This is a genomic window from Streptomyces sp. SS7 (genome assembly GCF_037993025.1).
Classification (GTDB): Bacteria; Actinomycetota; Actinomycetes; order Streptomycetales; family Streptomycetaceae; genus Streptomyces.
The window spans coordinates 7,969,516-7,987,724 of the sequence record NZ_CP141223.1 but is presented as its reverse complement, the minus strand read 5'-3'; the positions used below and the strand labels follow the sequence as shown (position 1 = coordinate 7,987,724).

Genomic DNA, 18,209 nt, shown 5'->3' with positions numbered 1-18,209 from the left:
CCCGTGACGTGGCCTTCTACAGGAATCAGGAGCTCAGGAGCAGATGAGGAAGAGCCACCCTCTTCGGCGGGTCGTGCTGGCCAGTGCCGCCACCGTGTCGGGGATCGTGCTGCTGCTGTCGCTGAAGCCGACGACCGACCCGACGTCCACGCAGGCGGCGGGGGCGGCCGGCGGAACGGCGGCGCAGGAGGCGGCCCAGGGCGGAGCCGGGGCGCCCGTGACGGGCACGATGACCGGTGACGCCGTCAAGACGCAGTACGGCGACGTCCAGGTCCGGATCACCGTCGTCAACAACAAGATCACCAAGGCGGAGGCCGTCAAGGCACCGTCGGGCGGCACCAGCACCCAGAAGTCCGAGCTGGCGATCCCGAAGCTGAACGCGGCCGTCGTCGCCAAGCAGAGCGTGCAGATCGACACCGTCTCGGGCGCGACCTACACCAGCGAGGGCTACAAGAAGTCGCTCCAGTCGGCGATCGACAAGGCGAACGCGAGCGCGGGCTCCTCCCAGGGCTCCGGTTCGGGCGCCGTGCAGGCCTCGGGCACCTTCACCGGGGACGCGGCGACGACGCAGTACGGCGACGTCCAGGTCCGGATCACGCTCGCCGACGGCAAGATCACCAAGGCGGACGCGGTCAAGGCGCCGTCCGGCGGGACCAGCACGCAGAAGACGGAACTCGCCGTCCCGAAGCTCAACCAGGCGGCGGTGAAGGCCGGCAGCGCCGACATCGACACCGTCTCGGGCGCGACCTACACCAGCGAGGGCTACAAGAAGTCGCTCCAGTCGGCGCTGGACAAGGCGAAGGCGAGCGGGGGTTCGGGGTCGGCCTCCGGGTCGGGGTCGGGTTCGGGCTCGGGCTCGGGCTCGGGGTCCGGCTCCGGCGCGGGCGCCGGCTCGGGTGCGGCGCAGGCCTCCGGTACCTTCACCGGCGCGGTGGCGCAGACGCAGTACGGCCCGGTGCAGGTCCGGATCACCGTCGCGGGCGGCAAGATCACCAAGGCGGAGGCGGTCCAGGCGCCCTCGGGCGGGACCAGCACGCAGAAGACCGAACTCTCCGTCCCCAAGCTGAACCAGGCCGCGGTGAAGGCCGGCAGCGCCGACATCGACACCGTGTCCGGGGCCACCTACACCAGCGAGGGCTACAAGCAGTCCCTGCAGTCGGCGCTGGACCAGGCCGGTGACTGACACCGTGGCCGAGTCGGCAGCAGCTCCCGCCGCGGTGCGTCACGCGGAGGAGGTCATGGGGACGGTCTTCTCCTTCGACATCCGCGGCGGGGAACCACAGGCGGTGCGCGCGGCGCTCGACGCGGCGGTGGGCTCGCTGCACCGGGTGAACGAGGTGTTCAGCACCTACCGCGAGGACAGCCAGGTCTCCCGGATGGCGCGGGGCGAGCTGACCGTCGGGGAGTGCGATCCCGAGGTGGCCGAGGTGCTGGAGCTGGGCGCCGAGGCGGAGCGGGCCAGCGACGGCTGGTTCAGCATGCGGTACGAGGGCCGGCTCGACCCGACGGGGATCGTCAAGGGCTGGGCCACGGAGCGGGCGGCGCGGCTGATCTCCGGGGTGCCGGGGGTGAGCGGCGTCAGCGTCAACGGCGGCGGGGACGTGCAGTTGCTGGGCGTGCCCGGGGCGGAGCGGCCCTGGCGGGTCGGGGTGTCCGACCCGCTGCGGCCGGGTGGTCTCGCTGCGGTCGTGTCGGCGGCGGGGGCCGACGAGCTGGCCGTCGCCACCTCGGGCACCGCCGAGCGGGGTGCGCACATCGTCGACCCGCGCACGGGGCGGTCCGCGGTGACCGACCTCGTCGCCGTCACGGTGGTCGCGCCTCGCCTCACCTGGGCGGACTGCTGGGCCACGGCGGCGTTCGCGATGGGTTCCCGGGAGGCGCTGGCCTGGCTGGAGTCCCTGCCGGACGTCGAGGCCCTGCTGATCACGGCGGGCGACGAGGTGCGGTGCACGGGGGGACTGGCCCGGCGTCTGGGCTGAGCCGGGGCGGGCCGCGCAGCCCGGCGCTGACGGGGTGCCGCCGCGCCCACCCGTGCCGCCCCGGGCGGCACGCATGCCCGCAGCTTACGAACCTGACCGGGTGGCACGCTCCGCGGCTCACGAGCGGTGGCCGGGCGAGGCACGTGACGACGATTCCGCGTTCGCGAGTACGGCCGGATTGACAAGACCATGCACCTGCTCGCCGTGGTCGACCCGGTCGACGACACCTACCGGCGGCTGATGAACCGGCAGCTCACCGTGCAGGAGTCCCGCCACCGCCTGGCCCGTGCTATCTGCCACGGCGGCCGGGGCCAGATCCGCCAGGCGTACCACGAGGGCCAGGAGGACAAGCTCGCCGCGCTCGGCCTGATCCTCAACGCCGTCGTCCTGTGGAACACCCGCGACCCGGATGCCGCCGTCGCCCGACTCCGCGCAGAGGGCCACGACATCAAGGACGAGGATGTCGCCCGCCTCTCCCCGCTCAAGGACCGGCACATCGACTTCCTGGGCCGCTACCTGTTCAACATCAGGGCCAGCAGCCCCGGCCGGGACCTGCGCCCGCTGCGCGACCCGGATGCGCCCGAGCTGGACGAGAACAACGAGGCTCTGGACCGACCTGGGCTTTCCCAGGCTGCGCGGGTGTCATCCGCGGTCGCTGACCCGCTGCGCCTCGCCTTGATCTCCAACCTGCGCCACACGGTCGCGAGCCGGTCGGGTCAGTCCGCTCTGTGGTGATGGCCCGGACGCCTTCGGACGGTAACAGCCCCGATGGATGCAGGATGCGGCCCCTGTGCAGCACGAGATGATCGGCGGTGCACCCCAGGGGATTGCGCGCGGTAGCGTCGGCATCGGCCGGGCCTGTAGAGATGCGGGAGTGAGGGACATGGTGGCACGCAGACTCCTGGCGTTCGCCGACGCTCTGGTGCTTCTCGGTGCCGAGCCGCCGCGGCTGGCGGCGTTGGATCGGGCGCTCGGTGGGGCGTTGAATCTGGCGACCGCCGGGGTCAGCGGCACGGTGATCGGCATGGCCGACGCCAACGGACGACTCCTCGGCCTCGGACGCGACGCGATTCGCGGCGTCGGCGCCCGTCTGGGCCGTACCCAGGGGCGTGCGGAGCGGACCGATGTGCTGCGCGCGGCGCACACCGTCATCGTCGTGGTGGCCTTCTTCGAGGCGATGGAGGAGTTGGAGCTTCCGTTCACCCTCGCCGAGGTGCGGTTGACCCGGGACGAGCAACTCGCCCTCGCCCGGACCGAATCGGGCTCGACCCCGCAGACGCCGGACCTTGTGTCGCTGCTGCTCGCCACGGACCTGCCCTGCCCGGCACCGCACATACCGGCCTCGGCGCTCACCGCGATGCTGCTCACGAGTTACGCGGACTACGCCCGCAGGTTCTACGCCTTCCTCGAAGGCCTTGCCTTTTGGGAGCACATGGACGCGTTGCGGCGCCTCCGGGCCCATGCGGCTCTCATGGATGACCTGCCGCACGCGGCGCATGACCGATACCAGAGCCTGTACGTCGAGCTCGCCAAAGAGGCACCCGAATTCGGTTTCTGGGTCACACATGTGGCGCAGCAGGCGATCCACACGGACGTCGGCCGTGCCCTGTCCGGGATCGAGACTCTCCTCACCCGCACCACCGAGGCGCTGCGCCCGCCGGTCGACGTGGCCTCCGCGCTGGCGCGCGCTCACCGGGCAGCGCTCGCTCACCCTGTGCTGGACGCCGCGTCGGCGCCGGACGGCATCAGGATTCCCACCCTTCAGGACCTCTACCTCGACCCGGACTTCCGCGTCAGTGCCGTTTCCGGGCAGGCCGCACCGGCCGACCACGAGTGGTGGGGGCGACTGCCCCTCCGCCGAGACCTCACCCGCTACCTGGCCGGGGCCCTCACCTCTCCTCAGCTCGCCGAGGCTCCCCTGCTGATCCTGGGCCAGCCCGGTGCCGGCAAATCCGTCCTCACCCGGGTGCTCGCCGCAAGGCTCCCCTCCGTCGGTTTTCTCCCCGTGCGCGTGCCGCTGCGGGACGTCCGGGTGGAGGACGAACTGCAGGACCAGATCGAACAGGCGATCCGCGCCTCCACCGGCGAACGGGTCAGCTGGCCGGAACTGGTGCGCGCGGCAGGTGGCAGTACTCCTGTTCTGCTCCTGGACGGCTTCGACGAGTTGCTGCAGACGACCGGCGTCCACCAAACCAACTTCCTGGAGCGCGTGGCCCAGTTCCAGCGGCGTGAGGCGGATCAAGGGCGGCCCGTGCTGGCCTTGGTGACGAGCCGGACCTCCGTGGCCGACCGCGCCCGATACCCCACCGGCATGGTCGTCCTGCGCCTGGAGCCCTTCCGCGTCGAGCAGATCGCGACCTGGCTGGCTGTGTGGAACGAGGCCAATACGGCCGGACTCTCGGCGCACGGCCGCGGCCCGCTCACTTGGCACCACCTCGAACGGCACGCCGAACTCGCCTCTCAGCCCCTGCTGTTGACGATGCTCGCGCTGTACGACGCTGCCGAGGGTGCTCTGCGGCGCGCCGACGACGACTTCGACGTCACCGAGTTGTACGAGCAACTGCTGTCCTCCTTCGCCCGGCGCGAGGTCGGCAAGACGACACTCCACGCCGTCTCCGACGAGGAGACGGCCGCCCTCGTCGAGCAGGAACTGCAGCGCCTGTCGCTCGTGGCCTTCGCCCAGCTGAACCGGGGTCGCCAGTGGGTGTCGGCGGACGAACTCGAGCAGGACCTCACCGCCGTACTGGGCAGGCAGCCGGTGCGGCCACCGGGATTCCGCACCCCGCTCACCGCCGCCGAAACGGCGCTCGGCCGCTTCTTCTTCGTCCAGCGAGCCCAGTCGGTGCGGGACGGCCAGGTACTCGCCACCTACGAGTTCCTGCACGCGACCTTCGGCGAGTATCTGGCCGTACGCCTCACCCTGCACCTGCTCACCGACCTGCTCGCACCCCGTCCCGCGCTCTCTCTCGGGGACACCCGTATCGACGACGACCTCGCCTACGCACTGCTTTCCTACACCTCCCTGGCGTCCCGGCAGATGCTGCGCTTCGCGCGGTCGCTGACCGGCAGGCTGCCCGGGGCGGAACGGCGCCGGCTGACTCGGACCCTCATCCAGGTTCTGACCCAGCACACGACGCGCACCGGTGACCAGCACCCGGCCTACCGGCCCGCCCTGCTGCGCACGACGACACGCCACGGCCTGTACGGTTCCAACCTCGTGCTTCTGACGGTGCTGCTCGCCGAGCGCTGCTCCGCCGTCGAGCTGTTCCCGGGCTCCGCGGACCCGCCGGGTGCCTGGCACCGGCACTGCCTGCTGTGGCGCTCGGCGATGAACGAGAGCCAATGGACGGACTTCGCTCTGTCCCTCGACGTCCATCACACGTGGGACGACGAGGGCCGGGCCCTGGAGATAGCGCTTCGCTCAGAGCCAGGCACCCCACCGCAGCCCCTCGACATGAACTGGCACTTCCGCTACCCGCGAGGCAGCGCAGGCCCAGGCTGGTCTCGGTCGTACTGGGACGAGCTGTGGCACAAAACGGCCGTGTCCGGCGGAACCAATGACTCGGTGATGCGGCATGCCCTGGACCCGGTATTCCGGTGGCTCGGCCAGGCCGTGACCATGTTCAGTCCGGTCGACGGTGCTCCGGCCTCATCGCTCGCCCACGACCTGCTCGAACTGCTGCTGGCCAATCGCACGGCCATGAGCGACAGGGAACTCGGCGATCTCTACGACCGGGCGCTCCAGGGAACGCGGCTGCTGATGGACATGCGCCACCCTCACCTGGTGTCGGCCGTGCACGCCCTTCTCACGGCCTTCGCCCAGGACAGGGGACGAGTCCCCGGCGACGCACACGACGACATCCTGCAGTTTCTGGCACAGCTCATCCAGCTCATGTTCGGTGACAGCGAGAGGGCACAACCATTGCCGGTGACCGTCTTCGATGCACTGTCCCATGCGCTGGCATCCCACCGCCCCTTGGTGCACGCCCTCATATCGGCGGAAGAGCGGGCCCTGATCGCGCGCCACCACGATCCGGCCGTCGGCCCACCGGAGTGAGCGGGCGGGCCGACGGCCGGCGAGGCAGTCGGTTGGCGACCCCGGTCGCTTCGCCCGCCCGAAGCCCCTGCTCGGCAGGTACGACGCACTTGTCGGCGAGGACGTGAGGCCACTGCTCCTTCATGATCCGCCAGTGGCTCCGGTAGTAGCCGCGCAGACCGACGGGAGCGCAAACGGACCGATGAGGGCGGCTCCGTCCGACCCGGATTCGCCGAGATCACTCGTCCCGGGTCAAGCGGGCGGCGGCCACGCGCGCGGCGAGGTCGGTGGACTTCCTGGGTCGCAACCGGCGACTGGGACGGCACGGTCCGGCGCTGAGACGGCGAAGGGCGCCTGCTGTCGGAGTTCCGCGACCGCTCCCGGGGCCCATACCGCGTCTTCTCGCTGACCGTCTCGGCCGCTGGATACGTGACGGCGGGGTGCAACGACGGGCGTATCCGGGTCTGGGACGCGGACGGTTGCCCGGCGGCTTCGTTCGACGCCGCTGTCCGCAACGACGCCCAGGGCAGCGGCCTCCCCCACCCCAGCGTCAGTGTCTCCGTCCCTGCGTTCGGCCAAGCCATGCTCGCCTCGACGAAAGCCGACGGGACCGTCCAGATTCACGATCTGGACGGATCAGGACCGCCGGAGATCCTGCGCGCGCCGACGGAACTGCTCTCGTCCCCGAGGATGGATCGTTCACCTGCCTCGCCACCGCCCCGGCCGGACGCACCCTGGCGGCCGGGCACTGGAGCGGCGGGGTCAGTTTCTGGGAGATCGGCTCCGGCACCCTCGCTCCCCCCAGGGGGCGCGGGGAACGGCGCGAACGGCCCCCGCTGCGCCGCGGTCGGCCGATCCCCGCGACCACCAGGCTCAATGACCGTTCTGAGCCAGCCTCAGCAAGTGCTCCGCCAGCGCCTGGCCACCCGTCGGCTCCCTGCTGATCAGCAGCAGTGTGTCGTCGCCGGCGATGGTGCCCAGGATGTCGTGCAGCTCCGCCTGGTCGATCGCCGAGGCGAGGAACTGCGCCGCACCCGGCGGGGTGCGCAGGACCACGAGGTTCGCCGAGGCCTCCGCGGAGATCAGCAGCTCCTGGGAGAGCCGACGCATCCGCTCCTCCTTCGCCGACCCCCCGAGCGGCGCCCGCGGGGTCCGGAAACCCCCTTCGCTGGGCACCGCGTAGATGAGGTCGCCGTCGGTGTTGCGGATCTTCACCGCGTTCAGCTCGTCCAGGTCCCGCGACAGCGTCGCCTGCGTCACGCTCAGCCCGTCGTCGGCGAGCAGCTTCGCCAACTGGCTCTGCGAGCGCACGGGTTGCCGGTTGAGGATGTCCACGATCCGGCGGTGGCGGGCGGTGCGGGTCTGCGGCACGGCGGGCCCGCCCGCCCCACCCTGCTCGTGGTCCTGGGCCTGGCTCATCGTCGTCTCATTCTCCGGATCCGTCCCCGCTGGCTGTGTCGAGGATGCCGGGCAGCGCCCCGAGGAACGCCTCCACCGCGTCGTCGCCGAGATTCAGCGGCGGCATCAGCCGGACGACGTCGGGGGCGGGCGCGTTCACGAGGAATCCGGCCTCCTGAGCCGCCTGCTGCACCTGGGGCGCGAGCGGCTCGGAGAGCACGATACCCAGGAGCAGACCCGCACCCCGGACATAATCGATCAATGGGTGGCCGAGAGACTCGATCCCGCCCCGCACCTTCTCGCCCTGCCGCTTGACGTTCTCCAGCAACCCCTCGTTCTCGATGGTGTCGAGGACGGCGAGGCCGGCCGCGCAGGCGACGGGGTTGCCGCCGAAGGTCGTGCCGTGGTGGCCGGGCCGCAGCAGGTCCGCGGCCCGCCCGAAGGCGACGGTCGCACCGAGCGGCAGCCCGCCGCCGAGCCCCTTGGCCAGCGTCACGACGTCGGGCAGGACGCCCTCGTGGGCCTGGTACTCGAACCACTGCCCGGTCCGGCCGATGCCGGTCTGCACCTCGTCGAGGACGAGGAGCGAGCCGGTGGCCGCGGTGATCGCCCGGGCCGCCTTCAGATAGCCGGCCGGGGGCACGACCACGCCGTTCTCGCCCTGGACGGGCTCGATGATGACGAGTGCCGTGTCCTCGGTGACCGCGGCGGCCAGCGCCTGCGCGTCGCCGTACGGGACGTGGGTGACCTCGCCGGGCAGCGGCAGGAACGGTTCCTGCTTGCCGGGCTGGCCGGTGAGCGCGAGGGCGCCCATGGTGCGGCCGTGGAAGCCGCCGTGGGTGGCGACCATGTGGGGCCGCCCGGTGAGCCGGCCGATCTTGAAGGCACCCTCGTTGGCCTCGGCGCCGGAGTTGCAGAAGAACACCTTGCCGTCCCGGCCGAAGTGGTGCAGGAGCCGTTCGGCGAGGGCGACGGGGGGTTCGGCGATGAACAGGTTCGAGACATGGCCGAGGGAGGCGATCTGCCTGCTGACCGCCTCGACGACGGCCGGGTGGGCGTGACCGAGCGCGTTGACCGCGATGCCGCCGACGAAGTCGACGTACTCCTTGCCGTCGGCGTCCCACAGCCGGGCGCCCGCGCCGCGCACCAGCGGCAGCCGCGGGGTGCCGTAGTTGTTCATGAGCGAGCCCTGCCACCGGGTGGTCAGTTCCTGGTTGCTCACGCGGACTCCCCCTGCTGCTCGTCGGGCACGACCATCGTGCCGATTCCTTCGTCGGTGAAGATCTCCAGCAGGATCGAGTGCTGCACCCGCCCGTCGATGACCCGGGCGGTCCGCACACCGTTGCGGACGGCGTGCAGACAGCCCTCCATCTTCGGGACCATGCCGGCGCTGAGGTCGGGCAGCAGCTTCTCCAGCTGGGAGGCGGTCAGACGGCTGATCACCTCGTCGGACTCGGGCCAGTTCTCGTAGAGGCCCTCCACGTCCGTGAGGACCACGAGGGTCTCGGCGTCCAGCGCCGCAGCGAGTGCCGCAGCCGCCGTATCAGCATTGACGTTGTAGACATGTCCGTCGTCCTGGGAGCGGGCGATGGAGGAGACGACCGGGATCCGGCCGTCGGCGAGCAGGGCCTCGATCGCGCCCGTGTCGATCGCGGTGATCTCGCCCACCCGCCCGATGTCGACGAGCTCGCCGTCGATCTCGGGCCGGTGCTTGGTGGCGGTGATGGTGTGCGCGTCCTCGCCGGTCAGACCGACGGCGAGGGGTCCGTGCTGGTTGAGGAGTCCGACCAGCTCGCGCTGGACCTGTCCGGCGAGCACCATCCGTACGACGTCCATGGCGTCCTCGGTGGTGACGCGCAGGCCCGCCTTGAACTCGCTGACGATGCCGTGCCGGTCGAGGGCGGCGCTGATCTGCGGGCCGCCGCCGTGCACGACGACGACGTTGAGGCCGGCGTGGCGCAGGAAGACGACGTCCTGGGCGAAGGCGGCCTTCAGCTCCTCGTTCACCATGGCGTTGCCGCCGAACTTGATGACGACCGTCCTGCCGTTGTGCCGGGTGAGCCAGGGCAGGGCCTCGATGAGGATCTGGGCCTTGGGGAGCGCGGTGTGCTTGCGCGTCGGGCTGCTCATGAGGAGTAGGCGCTGTTCTCGTGGACGTAGTCCGCGGTCAGGTCGTTGGTCCAGATGGTGGCGGTCTCGGAGCCCGCGGCCAGGTCGGCGACGATGTGGACCTCCCGGTAGCGCATGTCGACCTGGTCGCGGTCCTCGCCGACGCCGCCGTTCTTGCAGACCCAGACGCCGTTGATGGCGACGTTGAGACGGTCGGCCTCGAAGGCGGCCCGCGTGGTGCCGATGGCGGAGAGCACCCGGCCCCAGTTGGGGTCCTCGCCGTGGATGGCGCACTTGAGGAGGTTGTTGCGGGCGATGGCGCGGCCCACCTCGACGGCGTCGTCCTCCGAGGCCGCGTTGACCACCTCGATCCGGATGTCCTTGCTGGCGCCCTCGGCGTCCCGGATGAGCTGCTGGCCGAGGTCGTCGCAGACGGTGCGTACGGCGGCGGCGAACTCCTCGTACTCCGGGGTGACGTCGGAGGCGCCGGAGGCGAGCAGCAGCACGGTGTCGTTGGTGGACATGCAGCCGTCGGAGTCGACGCGGTCGAAGGTGACCCGGGTGGCGGCGCGCAGCGCCCGGTCCAGGGTCCCGGCGTCGACGTCGGCGTCGGTGGTGAGCACGACGAGCATGGTGGCGAGGCCGGGGGCGAGCATGCCCGCGCCCTTGGCCATGCCGCCGACGGTCCAGCCGGCGCCCTGGGCGACGGAGGTCTTGTGGACGGTGTCGGTGGTCTTGATGGCGATGGCGGCCTTCTCGCCGCCGTGTCCGGACAGCTGGGCCGCGGCCGTCTCGACGCCCGGGAGCAGCTTGTCCATGGGGAGCAGGACCCCGATGAGGCCGGTCGAGCAGACGGCGACCTCGCCCGCGCCGACGCCCAGCACGTCCGCGGCCTTCTCGGCGGTGGCGTGGGTGTCCTGGAAGCCCTTGGGGCCCGTACAGGCGTTGGCGCCGCCGGAGTTGAGGACCACGGCGGAGAGCTGCCCGCTCTTGAGCACCTGCTCGGACCACAGGACCGGCGCGGCCTTCACACGGTTGGAGGTGAAGACGCCCGCGGCGGCGCGGCGCGGCCCGGTGTTGACCACGAGGGCCAGGTCCGGGTTGCCGTTCTCCTTGATTCCGGCGGCGATGCCGGCCGCCGTGAATCCCTTGGCTGCCGTGACACTCACGGTGCGACTCCGATCGTGGAAAGCCCGGTGTTCTCGTGGAACCCGAGGGCGATGTTCATGCTCTGGACGGCGCCGCCGGCCGTGCCCTTGGTGAGGTTGTCGATGGCGCTGATCGCGATGATGCGACCGGTGCTCTCGTCGTAGGCGACCTGGATCTGAACGGCGTTGGAACCGTGGACGGACGCCGTGGCGGGCCACCGGCCCTCGGGCAGCAGGTGCACGAAGGGCTCGTCGGCGAGGGCCTTCTCGTAGGCGGCGCGGACGGACTCGGCGGTGACGCCGGGCCTGGCCTTGGCGCTGCACGTGGCGAGGATGCCGCGGGACATCGGCGCGAGGGTGGGTGTGAAGGAGACGGAGACCGGCTCCCCCGCCGCCGCGCTGAGGTTCTGCACGATCTCGGGGGTGTGCCGGTGGCCGCCGCCGACGCCGTACGGCGACATGGAGCCCATCACCTCGGAGCCGAGCAGATGGGGCTTGGGCGCCTTGCCCGCGCCGGAGGTGCCGGAGGCGGCGACGATCACGGCCTCGTTCTCGGCGATGCCGGCGGCGTAGGCCGGGAAGAGGGCCAGCGAGACGGCCGTCGGGTAGCAGCCGGGGACCGCGATGCGCTTGGACCCCTCCAGCGCGGCGCGGCCGCCCGGCAGTTCGGGGAGGCCGTAGGGCCAGGTCCCGGCGTGCGGGGAGCCGTAGAACCGCTCCCAGTCGGCCGCCTCGGCGAGCCGGAAGTCGGCGCCCATGTCGACGACGAGGACGTCCGGGCCGAGCTGTTCGGCGACGGCCGCGGACTGTCCGTGCGGGAGGGCGAGGAAGACGACGTCGTGTCCGGCGAGGACCTCGGCCGTGGTCTCCTCGAGGACCCGGTCGGCCAGCGGGAGCAGATGCGGCTGGAGCGCGCCCAGTTTCTGGCCCGCGTTGGAATTGCCGGTCAGGGCGCCGATCTCGACCTCGGGGTGCGCGAGGAGGAGGCGCAGCACTTCGCCGCCCGCATACCCGCTCGCTCCGGCCACTGCCGCACGTACCGCCATGGACTCCTCCTCCTGGATGGCATGACTATACGTTTCGCTGCACTTTTATGCAATCTCCGGAGGGGCGTCCCGGGTGCCGGTTGCGACGGAGATTTTTAGTTGGCACATGGAGAACGCTGGTTGGCAAATCTTGGTCCCGTCACGCTGTGTTGCGGGCAGTACCAGCGAAACGCCCCCGTCGCCGGTCGAGTGGTGCTTCTCTGGATGAGTGGGCGAGGCAGCGAGAGCGAAGATCCCGTCGGATTCAAGTCAGCTGGACCACCTTGTCACGGCGTACGACGGGGACGCCGGACTGCGGGATCAGCTGCGGCTCGGGGACGACTGGCCGCGTCGGTGGAGTTCGACGTGGCAGGTGGGCACCGACGAGGTCTGCTGGCCGGTCCGGGACATGGCTCACGTACCGGTGATGTCGTCCCGGCCGATGCGGGGGTTCACGTGGCGGGCGAAGCAGCGGCACCGCCCCGGCCTGGAGGCGATGGCGTCAGCGGGCGGGAAGCATGGCTTCGAGTCGCTGAAGGAAGTGAGCCTGCTGGTCGCGCTGGACTTCTTGAGGGCATCGGAAGTGCTGTCGCAGCCGTTCCGGCTTGATTTCGAGCATGCGGGCGGGCGCGCCTGGCACATCCCGGACTTCCTGGCCGTGATCGGCGGTGGGATGTGGTTGCTGGACGTCCGCCCGATGGAGCTGATCAAGGAAGAGGACGCGCTGAAGTTCGCGGCGGCCAGGGAAGTGGCGGCTGCCTGCGGCTGGCGCTACTCGGTGGTCGCGGGCTGGCGACCACATGTCTGGAGCGTCCTTGACCACCTGTCCTCGCGCCGGCGGCCGGCGAGGGACCTTCTCGGCATGCGCGAGCAGCTGCTCACCGCTATCAGCGGGCAGAAGGAGCAGGCGATGACGTTCTCCGACCTGGCGGAGGCGACCAGCGTGCCTTCCGTTGGCCGGGCGAACATCGTCCGGCTGCTCTGGCACCGCGAGCTCGGCGTTGACCTGGGCAGTCCCTTGCGCCACAGCTCACTGATCTGGGCGGTGTGATGGCAGCGAGGGGATTCTTGCAGATCGCGCCGGGTAGGCGGGTCGCGCTCAATGGCGTCGAGTGGACGGTCGACGACGTCCACGGTCAACTCGGCCGGCTCGTCCTCGTGGATGACGACGGCCGCACGGAGACCCGCTCGTTCCGTTGGCTCATCAACCATGCTGACCTGCGGCGTCTTCCGGCAGTCGAGTCCGGGCGCCCGCCGCCGGTCGCCCGGCAGCCGAGGACACTGGCCGACTTGACCAAGGACCAGTTGGAGCGGGCCCGGCTGCGGGCGGCGCACGTGCTGGAGGCCGAGACGGGGTTCCGGGAGGGCCACCCGGCTCGGGCCCTGCCGGGTGAGCCCCGGCCGGCCTACGACCCGGACCGCACGACGTTGACTCAGCGTCGGTACGCGAAGGCTGCGGAGATAGAGGCGATGCCCCGTCCGGAGGCGGTCCGGTGCGGTCTGCAGCACCTCAGCTACCGGACGCTGGTACGTCTGTCGGGACTGGCGGGCGACAGTCTCCTGCTGGCCTGCGCGGACGGGCGCTGGACGCGGCGACGCAGCGGGCACCGCACCATCACGAAGGAGATCCGGGAGGCGATCTTCGCAGTAAAGGCCGAGTGCGGCCCACGCGCCCGCCTGAGCCAGGGTGCCAAGCACCGGTTGATGCACCAGTACATGCGTGAGCGGTTCCCGACGTTTCCCACTGAGAAGATCCCTTCACGCTGGACGCTCGCGGCCGTCTGGAAGGAGTGGTTCGGGCCCGGCGGAGCTCGGCCGCGTTACGGGCGGACGGCGGAGGCGGCCGCGGAGGCCGGGGTCTCCGGCCGGGTGGTGGTCCACAGGCCGGGCCAGGTTCTGGTGCTGGACTCGACCCCGATGCCGGTGAAGCTGCGCGAGACCGTGTTCGGCGACGCGATCACCGCGACGCTGACGCTCGCACTCGATCTCTACACGCACGGGCTGCCGGCCTTCCGGCTTACGCTCCAGTCCGACACCTCGGTCGACATCGCGATGCTGCTGCGGGACGTGATGCTGCCGCTTCCGATGCGGGACGGCTGGGGCGAGGACATGGAATGGCCCTACGCAGGGGTGCCGGCCGAGGTGATCGCCGAGTTCACCGGTCACCGTGTCGCCGCTCTGCCGTTCTTCGCCCCGGAGACGGTCACCACCGACCACGGCGGCCCCTACAAGAATCACGACCTGGTGGAAGCCGAAACGGAGATCGGCTGCCGGATCCTGCCTGCTCGCGTCCTGCGGCAGACCGACAAGTTCGCGGTCGAGCGCCAGTTCCTCACCATCCAGACCATGCTCTTCGAGCACCTGCTGGGATTCACCGGCGGTGACGTCGCGGACCGCGGGGCCGACCCGGAACGCGATGCGAGCCTCACGCTCGCGCAAGCCGAGCACATCATCGCGACCTGGATCGTCCAGATCTGGCAGAACCGTAAACTAGGCGAATACGCCCCGAGTTGGGCGCCGGGTGAAGACCACAGCCCCAACACCCTGTTCGCTGCCGCGATGGAACAGGGCGGCTTCGACCTGGACTTCCCCGAACCGAGCTTCTACTACAAGGTCCTGCGCAAACACCACGTGAAGATCCATCCTCGTCGCGGGGTGAAGATCCTCGGGCTCTGGTATCACCACCCGGTCTTCGACGAGCCGCGCTTCCAGCAGCCCTCCGCCCGGGGCGGCAAACACGCGGGCAAGTGGGTTGTCCGCAGTGACCGGAGGGACCGCCGGCAGGTGTTCTTCCAGGACCCTGCCGCCCACGAGACCTGGCACATTCTGCGCTGGAGAGGACTGCCGCCCGAAGGTGAGATCCCTGCTTTCTCGGACAAGACTGCCGACGCCCTGCTGACACGCGTGAGGGCGAACAAGATCAGGATCCATTCCGAGAGCGAGCTCCTGGAACATCTGCTCGGGATCCTCGGCTCGGTCACCCCAGTCGACCAATGGCCCAGCCAGGCCAAGAGGAAGGCCGGAAAGAAGCAGCGCGTCGCCCAAGCCCGCGAGATCACCCGCGCACAGGCTGCGGCCGCTGACCGCCCCGCCGCACCCGCCATCGCGGATGAGCTAGCTCCCCCTGAGATGCCCGCGGCTTGGGCCGAGCACGCCCGCACGATCGACCACGCGGTCGACGCCGACCGCCGTCGACGACGCGAAGAAGCCCTCGCCGACGTCAAGCCCGTGGCCCCGGCAACGCTGCACGAGGCCCTGAACCGGCGTCCCATGTTCCGGCTCCGCCCCCCGACGACTCGGAAGCCGATACACCTGTCCAGGAGGACGACACGTGACCCGAGCCCTCTCTCACGATGATCCGCTGGACGGTCTGCCTTCACGAGCCAGGATCGCCGAGCTGATCCTGGGCAGCCGCCCGCCCCTCGACACCTACGCCGGCTGGCAGCACTACCGCACCCACTACGACGTACTCGTCCCCGCTCCGACGATCTCCCCGCAGCAGTGGTCGATGCTCCCTGAGAGCCGCCAGTACGACTACGACCTCTACCGGGAGCTGACGAACGCGAACCTCCCGCTGCAGGACACCCCCATGCACGACAAGGTCGGCAAGCTGATCCGGCGCCGGTTGAGCGGCAACACGAGGAAGAAGAACGACCCGACCCGCGCCGGCGTCATGATCAGCGGCTGGGGCAACTACGGCAAGACCGCGTCTGTCTGCTCAGCCGGGGCCGTCTTCGAAAAGCAGTGGCTGGAACTCCACGGCCACCTTAACCCCCAGGCTCTGCCGGGCACACGTGATCTCCACGCACCGATCGTCTATGTCTCGACCCCGGTGACAGCAACCCCGAAAAGCCTTTGCACGTCGATCTTAGGCTTCTTCCGCGCCCCGACCCGCAAGTCGGCCACGCTGCCGGAACTGGTACGGCAGGTCGCCGACTCCCTTTATGACCATGGCGTCAAAGCTCTGATTCTGGACGACATCAGCCGGCTGCGGATGCACAGAGCCGATGACCAGGACGTCCTCGACTTGATGCGGGCCTTTATGAGCCTGGACGTCACTCTGATCCTGACCGGCGTCAACATCTCCGGCATCGGGCTGCTGCGTGAGGCCACGTGGAACAAGAAGACCCTGCAGTGGGAGATGCCGCAGCTGGAGTCGACTCGCATCCACGGTTTGGAGGTCACCCAGACGGAACACCGCTTCGAGCTCATCGAGATCGACCGGTTCCGCTACACCACCCCGAAGCAGATTCAGGCCTTCGTCGATCACCTGGAGGGAATCGAGCAGCACCTGCGACTGATGAACGCGACGCACGGCATGCTCACCGGCAGCGGTATGCCGGAGTACTTGATGCGTCGCACCGGCGGTGTCATCGGCCTGCTGGGACGCCTGCTCGAAGACGGTGCCCAGGAAGCCATGGAGTCCGGGAAGGAAATGATCGACGAGAGCCTGCTGGACGAGATCGTGCTCCGGCGGGATTGGCCCGAGCAGCCGCCGGACGAGCCCGTCATCCCGGCCGCTCCGCAGACGGCCGACAAGAAGACCACACGGGCGAAACGGCCCCGGAACAAGGTTTTCGATGACCCTGGCCCGGCTGCTCGCGCGGGCGCCTGATGGATGGTGCCGTGATGCATCCATTCCTGGCAGACTTCCTGCACACCTACAACCACCACCGCTGCCACACCGCACTCGGCGGCCAGCCACCGATCAGCCGTGTGAACAACGCTGCGGGTCAATACATCTAGCACCTGCCCATCGTCTTCGCCTGCACCGCGTGTCGGATCCATCTGGAAGCCGAATACCCGCACTGCGGGCGGCCGCGCGACACACAGGGACCTTTCAACCGGATCGAACAGTCCCGACTCCGGCGACGTCGCCGCCCACACCACACTCATCCAGCCCCATGGGGTCAACGCCCACGATCGAGGACCACGCTCCACCACGCCACGGCCCCGCGCCGACAAGCTCAGCCCGAGCAGCGCGCACAACTCGACGCAATCGGCATGCGCGGGAACAGCAGTCATCTCTCACTGCCGTCCTGGCTCGACGGGCTCTCCCACAGCGGACTGCGCCCGCTCGCCGGTATCGCCGGAGCCCTACGCGAAGACCAGCATGTCGTCGCCCAGGGGATTGCCACCACCTACAACTCCGGCGTCAACGAGGGCCGCATCACCGACGTCAAACTCCAGAAACGCCTGATGGCAGGACGCGCCGGCGTCCCGCTCCTCCGCCATCGAGTCGTCCTGATCGCCCACCTCCGCCGCCGGTATACGGACCGGCCGACCTCAGCACCCAGATGATCTCCGTCTACGAAAATCCTGCCAAGGCCACGTCACTGTGTACGCCGACACGCGGCCTGCGCCACGGTGTCAGGGCCGCCCATATCGCCTGATCCAGCCCGGGCTTGCGGACCGTCTCCACCAGCAGGATGCCTCCCGCCTGGGAGACCACTGGTCCGGCCACCGCCCCCAACGCGGACACGAGGGTAGGAACCGATACGCTTCTTCACCTGGGAAGTGCCTCCGACGGTGGCAGGAACAAGGACCTCGACAATCCTCATTCTTGCTGGTCAGAGGCACTTTTCGTTTACCCGACCACCCGTCGGACACCGGGCTTCATGAAAGCGCGAGGTTAGGAGACGCCTGCTCTGTTCTCGATCGCGGCAGCCAGGGCACGCTTACTTGACGCAGTTGCAGGACTCGATACCTGTCCGACGACGTGGTGGAGTTCCGTCACGGATAGGCGTCAGGCGGGAAGGCTGTGCAGTAACTATGACACTGTGTCGGTGGTTCCCCCTACCATGGGGCCATGGCGCAATGCACAGCACCCTCCCGAGGCCACCGCACCGCGAGTGGAGCCGCGAACTGCCCAGCGTGCAGCAACTGGGGAAGGTCATACTCCCGGTCGTCATACCCGTCGGGCTCCTCGTACAGCAGCGGCGGCGGAGGCCGGTCTTCGTCGTACGGCTCATCCGGAGGTGGGACCTCGCGTCGCACCAGGTCCGGCAGGACGGTGTCGTACACCCCGACCGAGTGGCAGGCGGTCGAGCCCTACGCCGAGAAGGCTGCGGCACAGGCCCAGACGTACCCGGACAAGCGAGACCTCTTCCTGTGCCACGCCTGGAACGACCGTGAGGGCAGCGCGAAGGAGCTCTACGGCCACCTGAAGACCAGTGGCGCGACGGTGTGGTTCAGCGAGGAAGACATCCCGCTCGGTTCGCTGCAGATGCGCGAGATCGACAAGGGGCTTCGTAACTCCCGCATCGGCATCGTGCTGGTCACGCCATCCCTACTCGAGAGCATCAAGAACGAGGGCATCGCCGAAAAGGAACTCGCCGTCCTGCTCAACACCAATCGCGTCGTGCCCGTGACGCACGGGGTGACCTTCGACGAGCTCTACGACGTCAGCCCCATGCTCGCATCCCATTCCGGGCTGAGCACAAAGGAATCGTCGCTCGACGCCGTCGCCGCCAAGATCGCTGCTGCTGCCGCCGCGCTTCCCGCTGCCTGACAC

Annotated in this window: 13 protein-coding genes and 3 pseudogenes; 10 read left to right on the top strand and 6 right to left on the bottom strand. The window is 69.7% G+C overall.

Translation table 11 applies throughout. The features are described 5' to 3' along the window. Nucleotides 1–43: 43 nt before the first annotated feature. From U5640_RS36730 to U5640_RS36715, 4 genes and pseudogenes are all read left to right on the top strand, one after another. A complete protein-coding gene (locus U5640_RS36730; protein ID WP_340382441.1) occupies nt 44–1,183 on the top strand; it encodes an FMN-binding protein in 1,140 nt (379 codons plus the stop codon). A 55-nt stretch (nt 1,184–1,238) separates the two neighbouring features. Next, nucleotides 1,239–1,979, top strand: a complete 741-nt coding sequence (locus tag U5640_RS36725) for an FAD:protein FMN transferase (RefSeq protein ID WP_340385545.1) — start codon at nt 1,239–1,241, stop codon at nt 1,977–1,979. 159 nt (nt 1,980–2,138) lie between these two features. Next, nucleotides 2,139–2,570, top strand: a pseudogene (locus U5640_RS36720) (Tn3 family transposase); the annotation flags it as partial. Nucleotides 2,571–2,769: 199 nt separating this feature from the next. Next, nucleotides 2,770–6,036 carry a hypothetical protein gene (locus U5640_RS36715; RefSeq protein WP_340382439.1) on the top strand — a complete coding sequence of 1,089 codons (3,267 nt, stop codon included), beginning with the start codon at nt 2,770–2,772 and terminating at the stop codon, nt 6,034–6,036. 852 nt (nt 6,037–6,888) lie between these two features. On the opposite strand, the gene U5640_RS36710 is transcribed toward U5640_RS36715, so the two are convergent. Genes U5640_RS36710 through argC form a run of 5 tightly spaced genes read right to left on the bottom strand, consistent with a single transcriptional unit; the run spans nt 6,889 to nt 11,716 of the window. Next, nucleotides 6,889–7,434, bottom strand: a complete 546-nt coding sequence (locus U5640_RS36710) for an arginine repressor (protein ID WP_340382437.1) — start codon at nt 7,432–7,434, stop codon at nt 6,889–6,891. A gap of 7 nt (nt 7,435–7,441) precedes the next feature. Next, the gene (locus tag U5640_RS36705; RefSeq protein ID WP_340382435.1) at nt 7,442–8,635 is read right to left on the bottom strand and encodes an acetylornithine transaminase; all 1,194 of its coding nucleotides are present in this window, start codon (nt 8,633–8,635) and stop codon (nt 7,442–7,444) included. Further along, a complete protein-coding gene (gene argB / locus U5640_RS36700; RefSeq protein WP_340382433.1) occupies nt 8,632–9,543 on the bottom strand; it encodes an acetylglutamate kinase in 912 nt (303 codons plus the stop codon). The genes U5640_RS36705 and argB overlap by 4 nt, the downstream gene beginning before the upstream one ends. After that, nucleotides 9,540–10,691: a bifunctional glutamate N-acetyltransferase/amino-acid acetyltransferase ArgJ gene (argJ, locus tag U5640_RS36695; protein ID WP_340382431.1), complete on the bottom strand. Its 1,152-nt coding sequence runs from the start codon at nt 10,689–10,691 to the stop codon at nt 9,540–9,542. The genes argB and argJ overlap by 4 nt, the downstream gene beginning before the upstream one ends. Further along, on the bottom strand, nt 10,688–11,716 hold the full coding sequence (gene argC, locus U5640_RS36690; RefSeq protein WP_340382429.1) for an N-acetyl-gamma-glutamyl-phosphate reductase: 1,029 nt from the start codon (nt 11,714–11,716) through the stop codon (nt 10,688–10,690). Before argC ends, argJ begins: the two co-directional genes overlap by 4 nt. Nucleotides 11,717–12,068: 352 nt before the next feature. Between argC and U5640_RS36685 the strand changes: the two genes are divergently transcribed. The 5 genes and pseudogenes from U5640_RS36685 (at nt 12,069) to U5640_RS36665 (ending at nt 16,996) form a co-directional block, all read left to right on the top strand. Next, the gene (locus U5640_RS36685) at nt 12,069–12,746 is read left to right on the top strand and encodes a TnsA-like heteromeric transposase endonuclease subunit (protein ID WP_340382427.1); all 678 of its coding nucleotides are present in this window, start codon (nt 12,069–12,071) and stop codon (nt 12,744–12,746) included. A gap of 665 nt (nt 12,747–13,411) precedes the next feature. Further along, nucleotides 13,412–15,052 (top strand): hypothetical protein, encoded by a 1,641-nt coding sequence (locus tag U5640_RS36680; protein WP_340382425.1) that lies wholly within the window; start codon nt 13,412–13,414, stop codon nt 15,050–15,052. Further along, a complete protein-coding gene (locus tag U5640_RS36675; RefSeq protein WP_340382423.1) occupies nt 15,027–16,310 on the top strand; it encodes a TniB family NTP-binding protein in 1,284 nt (427 codons plus the stop codon). The genes U5640_RS36680 and U5640_RS36675 overlap by 26 nt, the downstream gene beginning before the upstream one ends. Nucleotides 16,311–16,336: 26 nt before the next feature. After that, nucleotides 16,337–16,441: pseudogene (locus U5640_RS36670) on the top strand (IS481 family transposase); the annotation flags it as partial. 258 nt (nt 16,442–16,699) lie between these two features. Beyond that, nucleotides 16,700–16,996: a hypothetical protein gene (locus tag U5640_RS36665; RefSeq protein ID WP_340382421.1), complete on the top strand. Its 297-nt coding sequence runs from the start codon at nt 16,700–16,702 to the stop codon at nt 16,994–16,996. Nucleotides 16,997–17,033: 37 nt separating this feature from the next. On the opposite strand, the pseudogene U5640_RS36660 reads toward U5640_RS36665, so the two are convergent. Continuing rightward, nucleotides 17,034–17,205 (bottom strand): annotated as a pseudogene (locus U5640_RS36660) (IS1380 family transposase); the annotation flags it as partial. 503 nt (nt 17,206–17,708) lie between these two features. Between U5640_RS36660 and U5640_RS36655 the strand changes: the two are divergent. After that, nucleotides 17,709–18,206, top strand: a complete 498-nt coding sequence (locus U5640_RS36655; RefSeq protein ID WP_340382419.1) for a toll/interleukin-1 receptor domain-containing protein — start codon at nt 17,709–17,711, stop codon at nt 18,204–18,206. Nucleotides 18,207–18,209 lie beyond the last annotated feature (3 nt).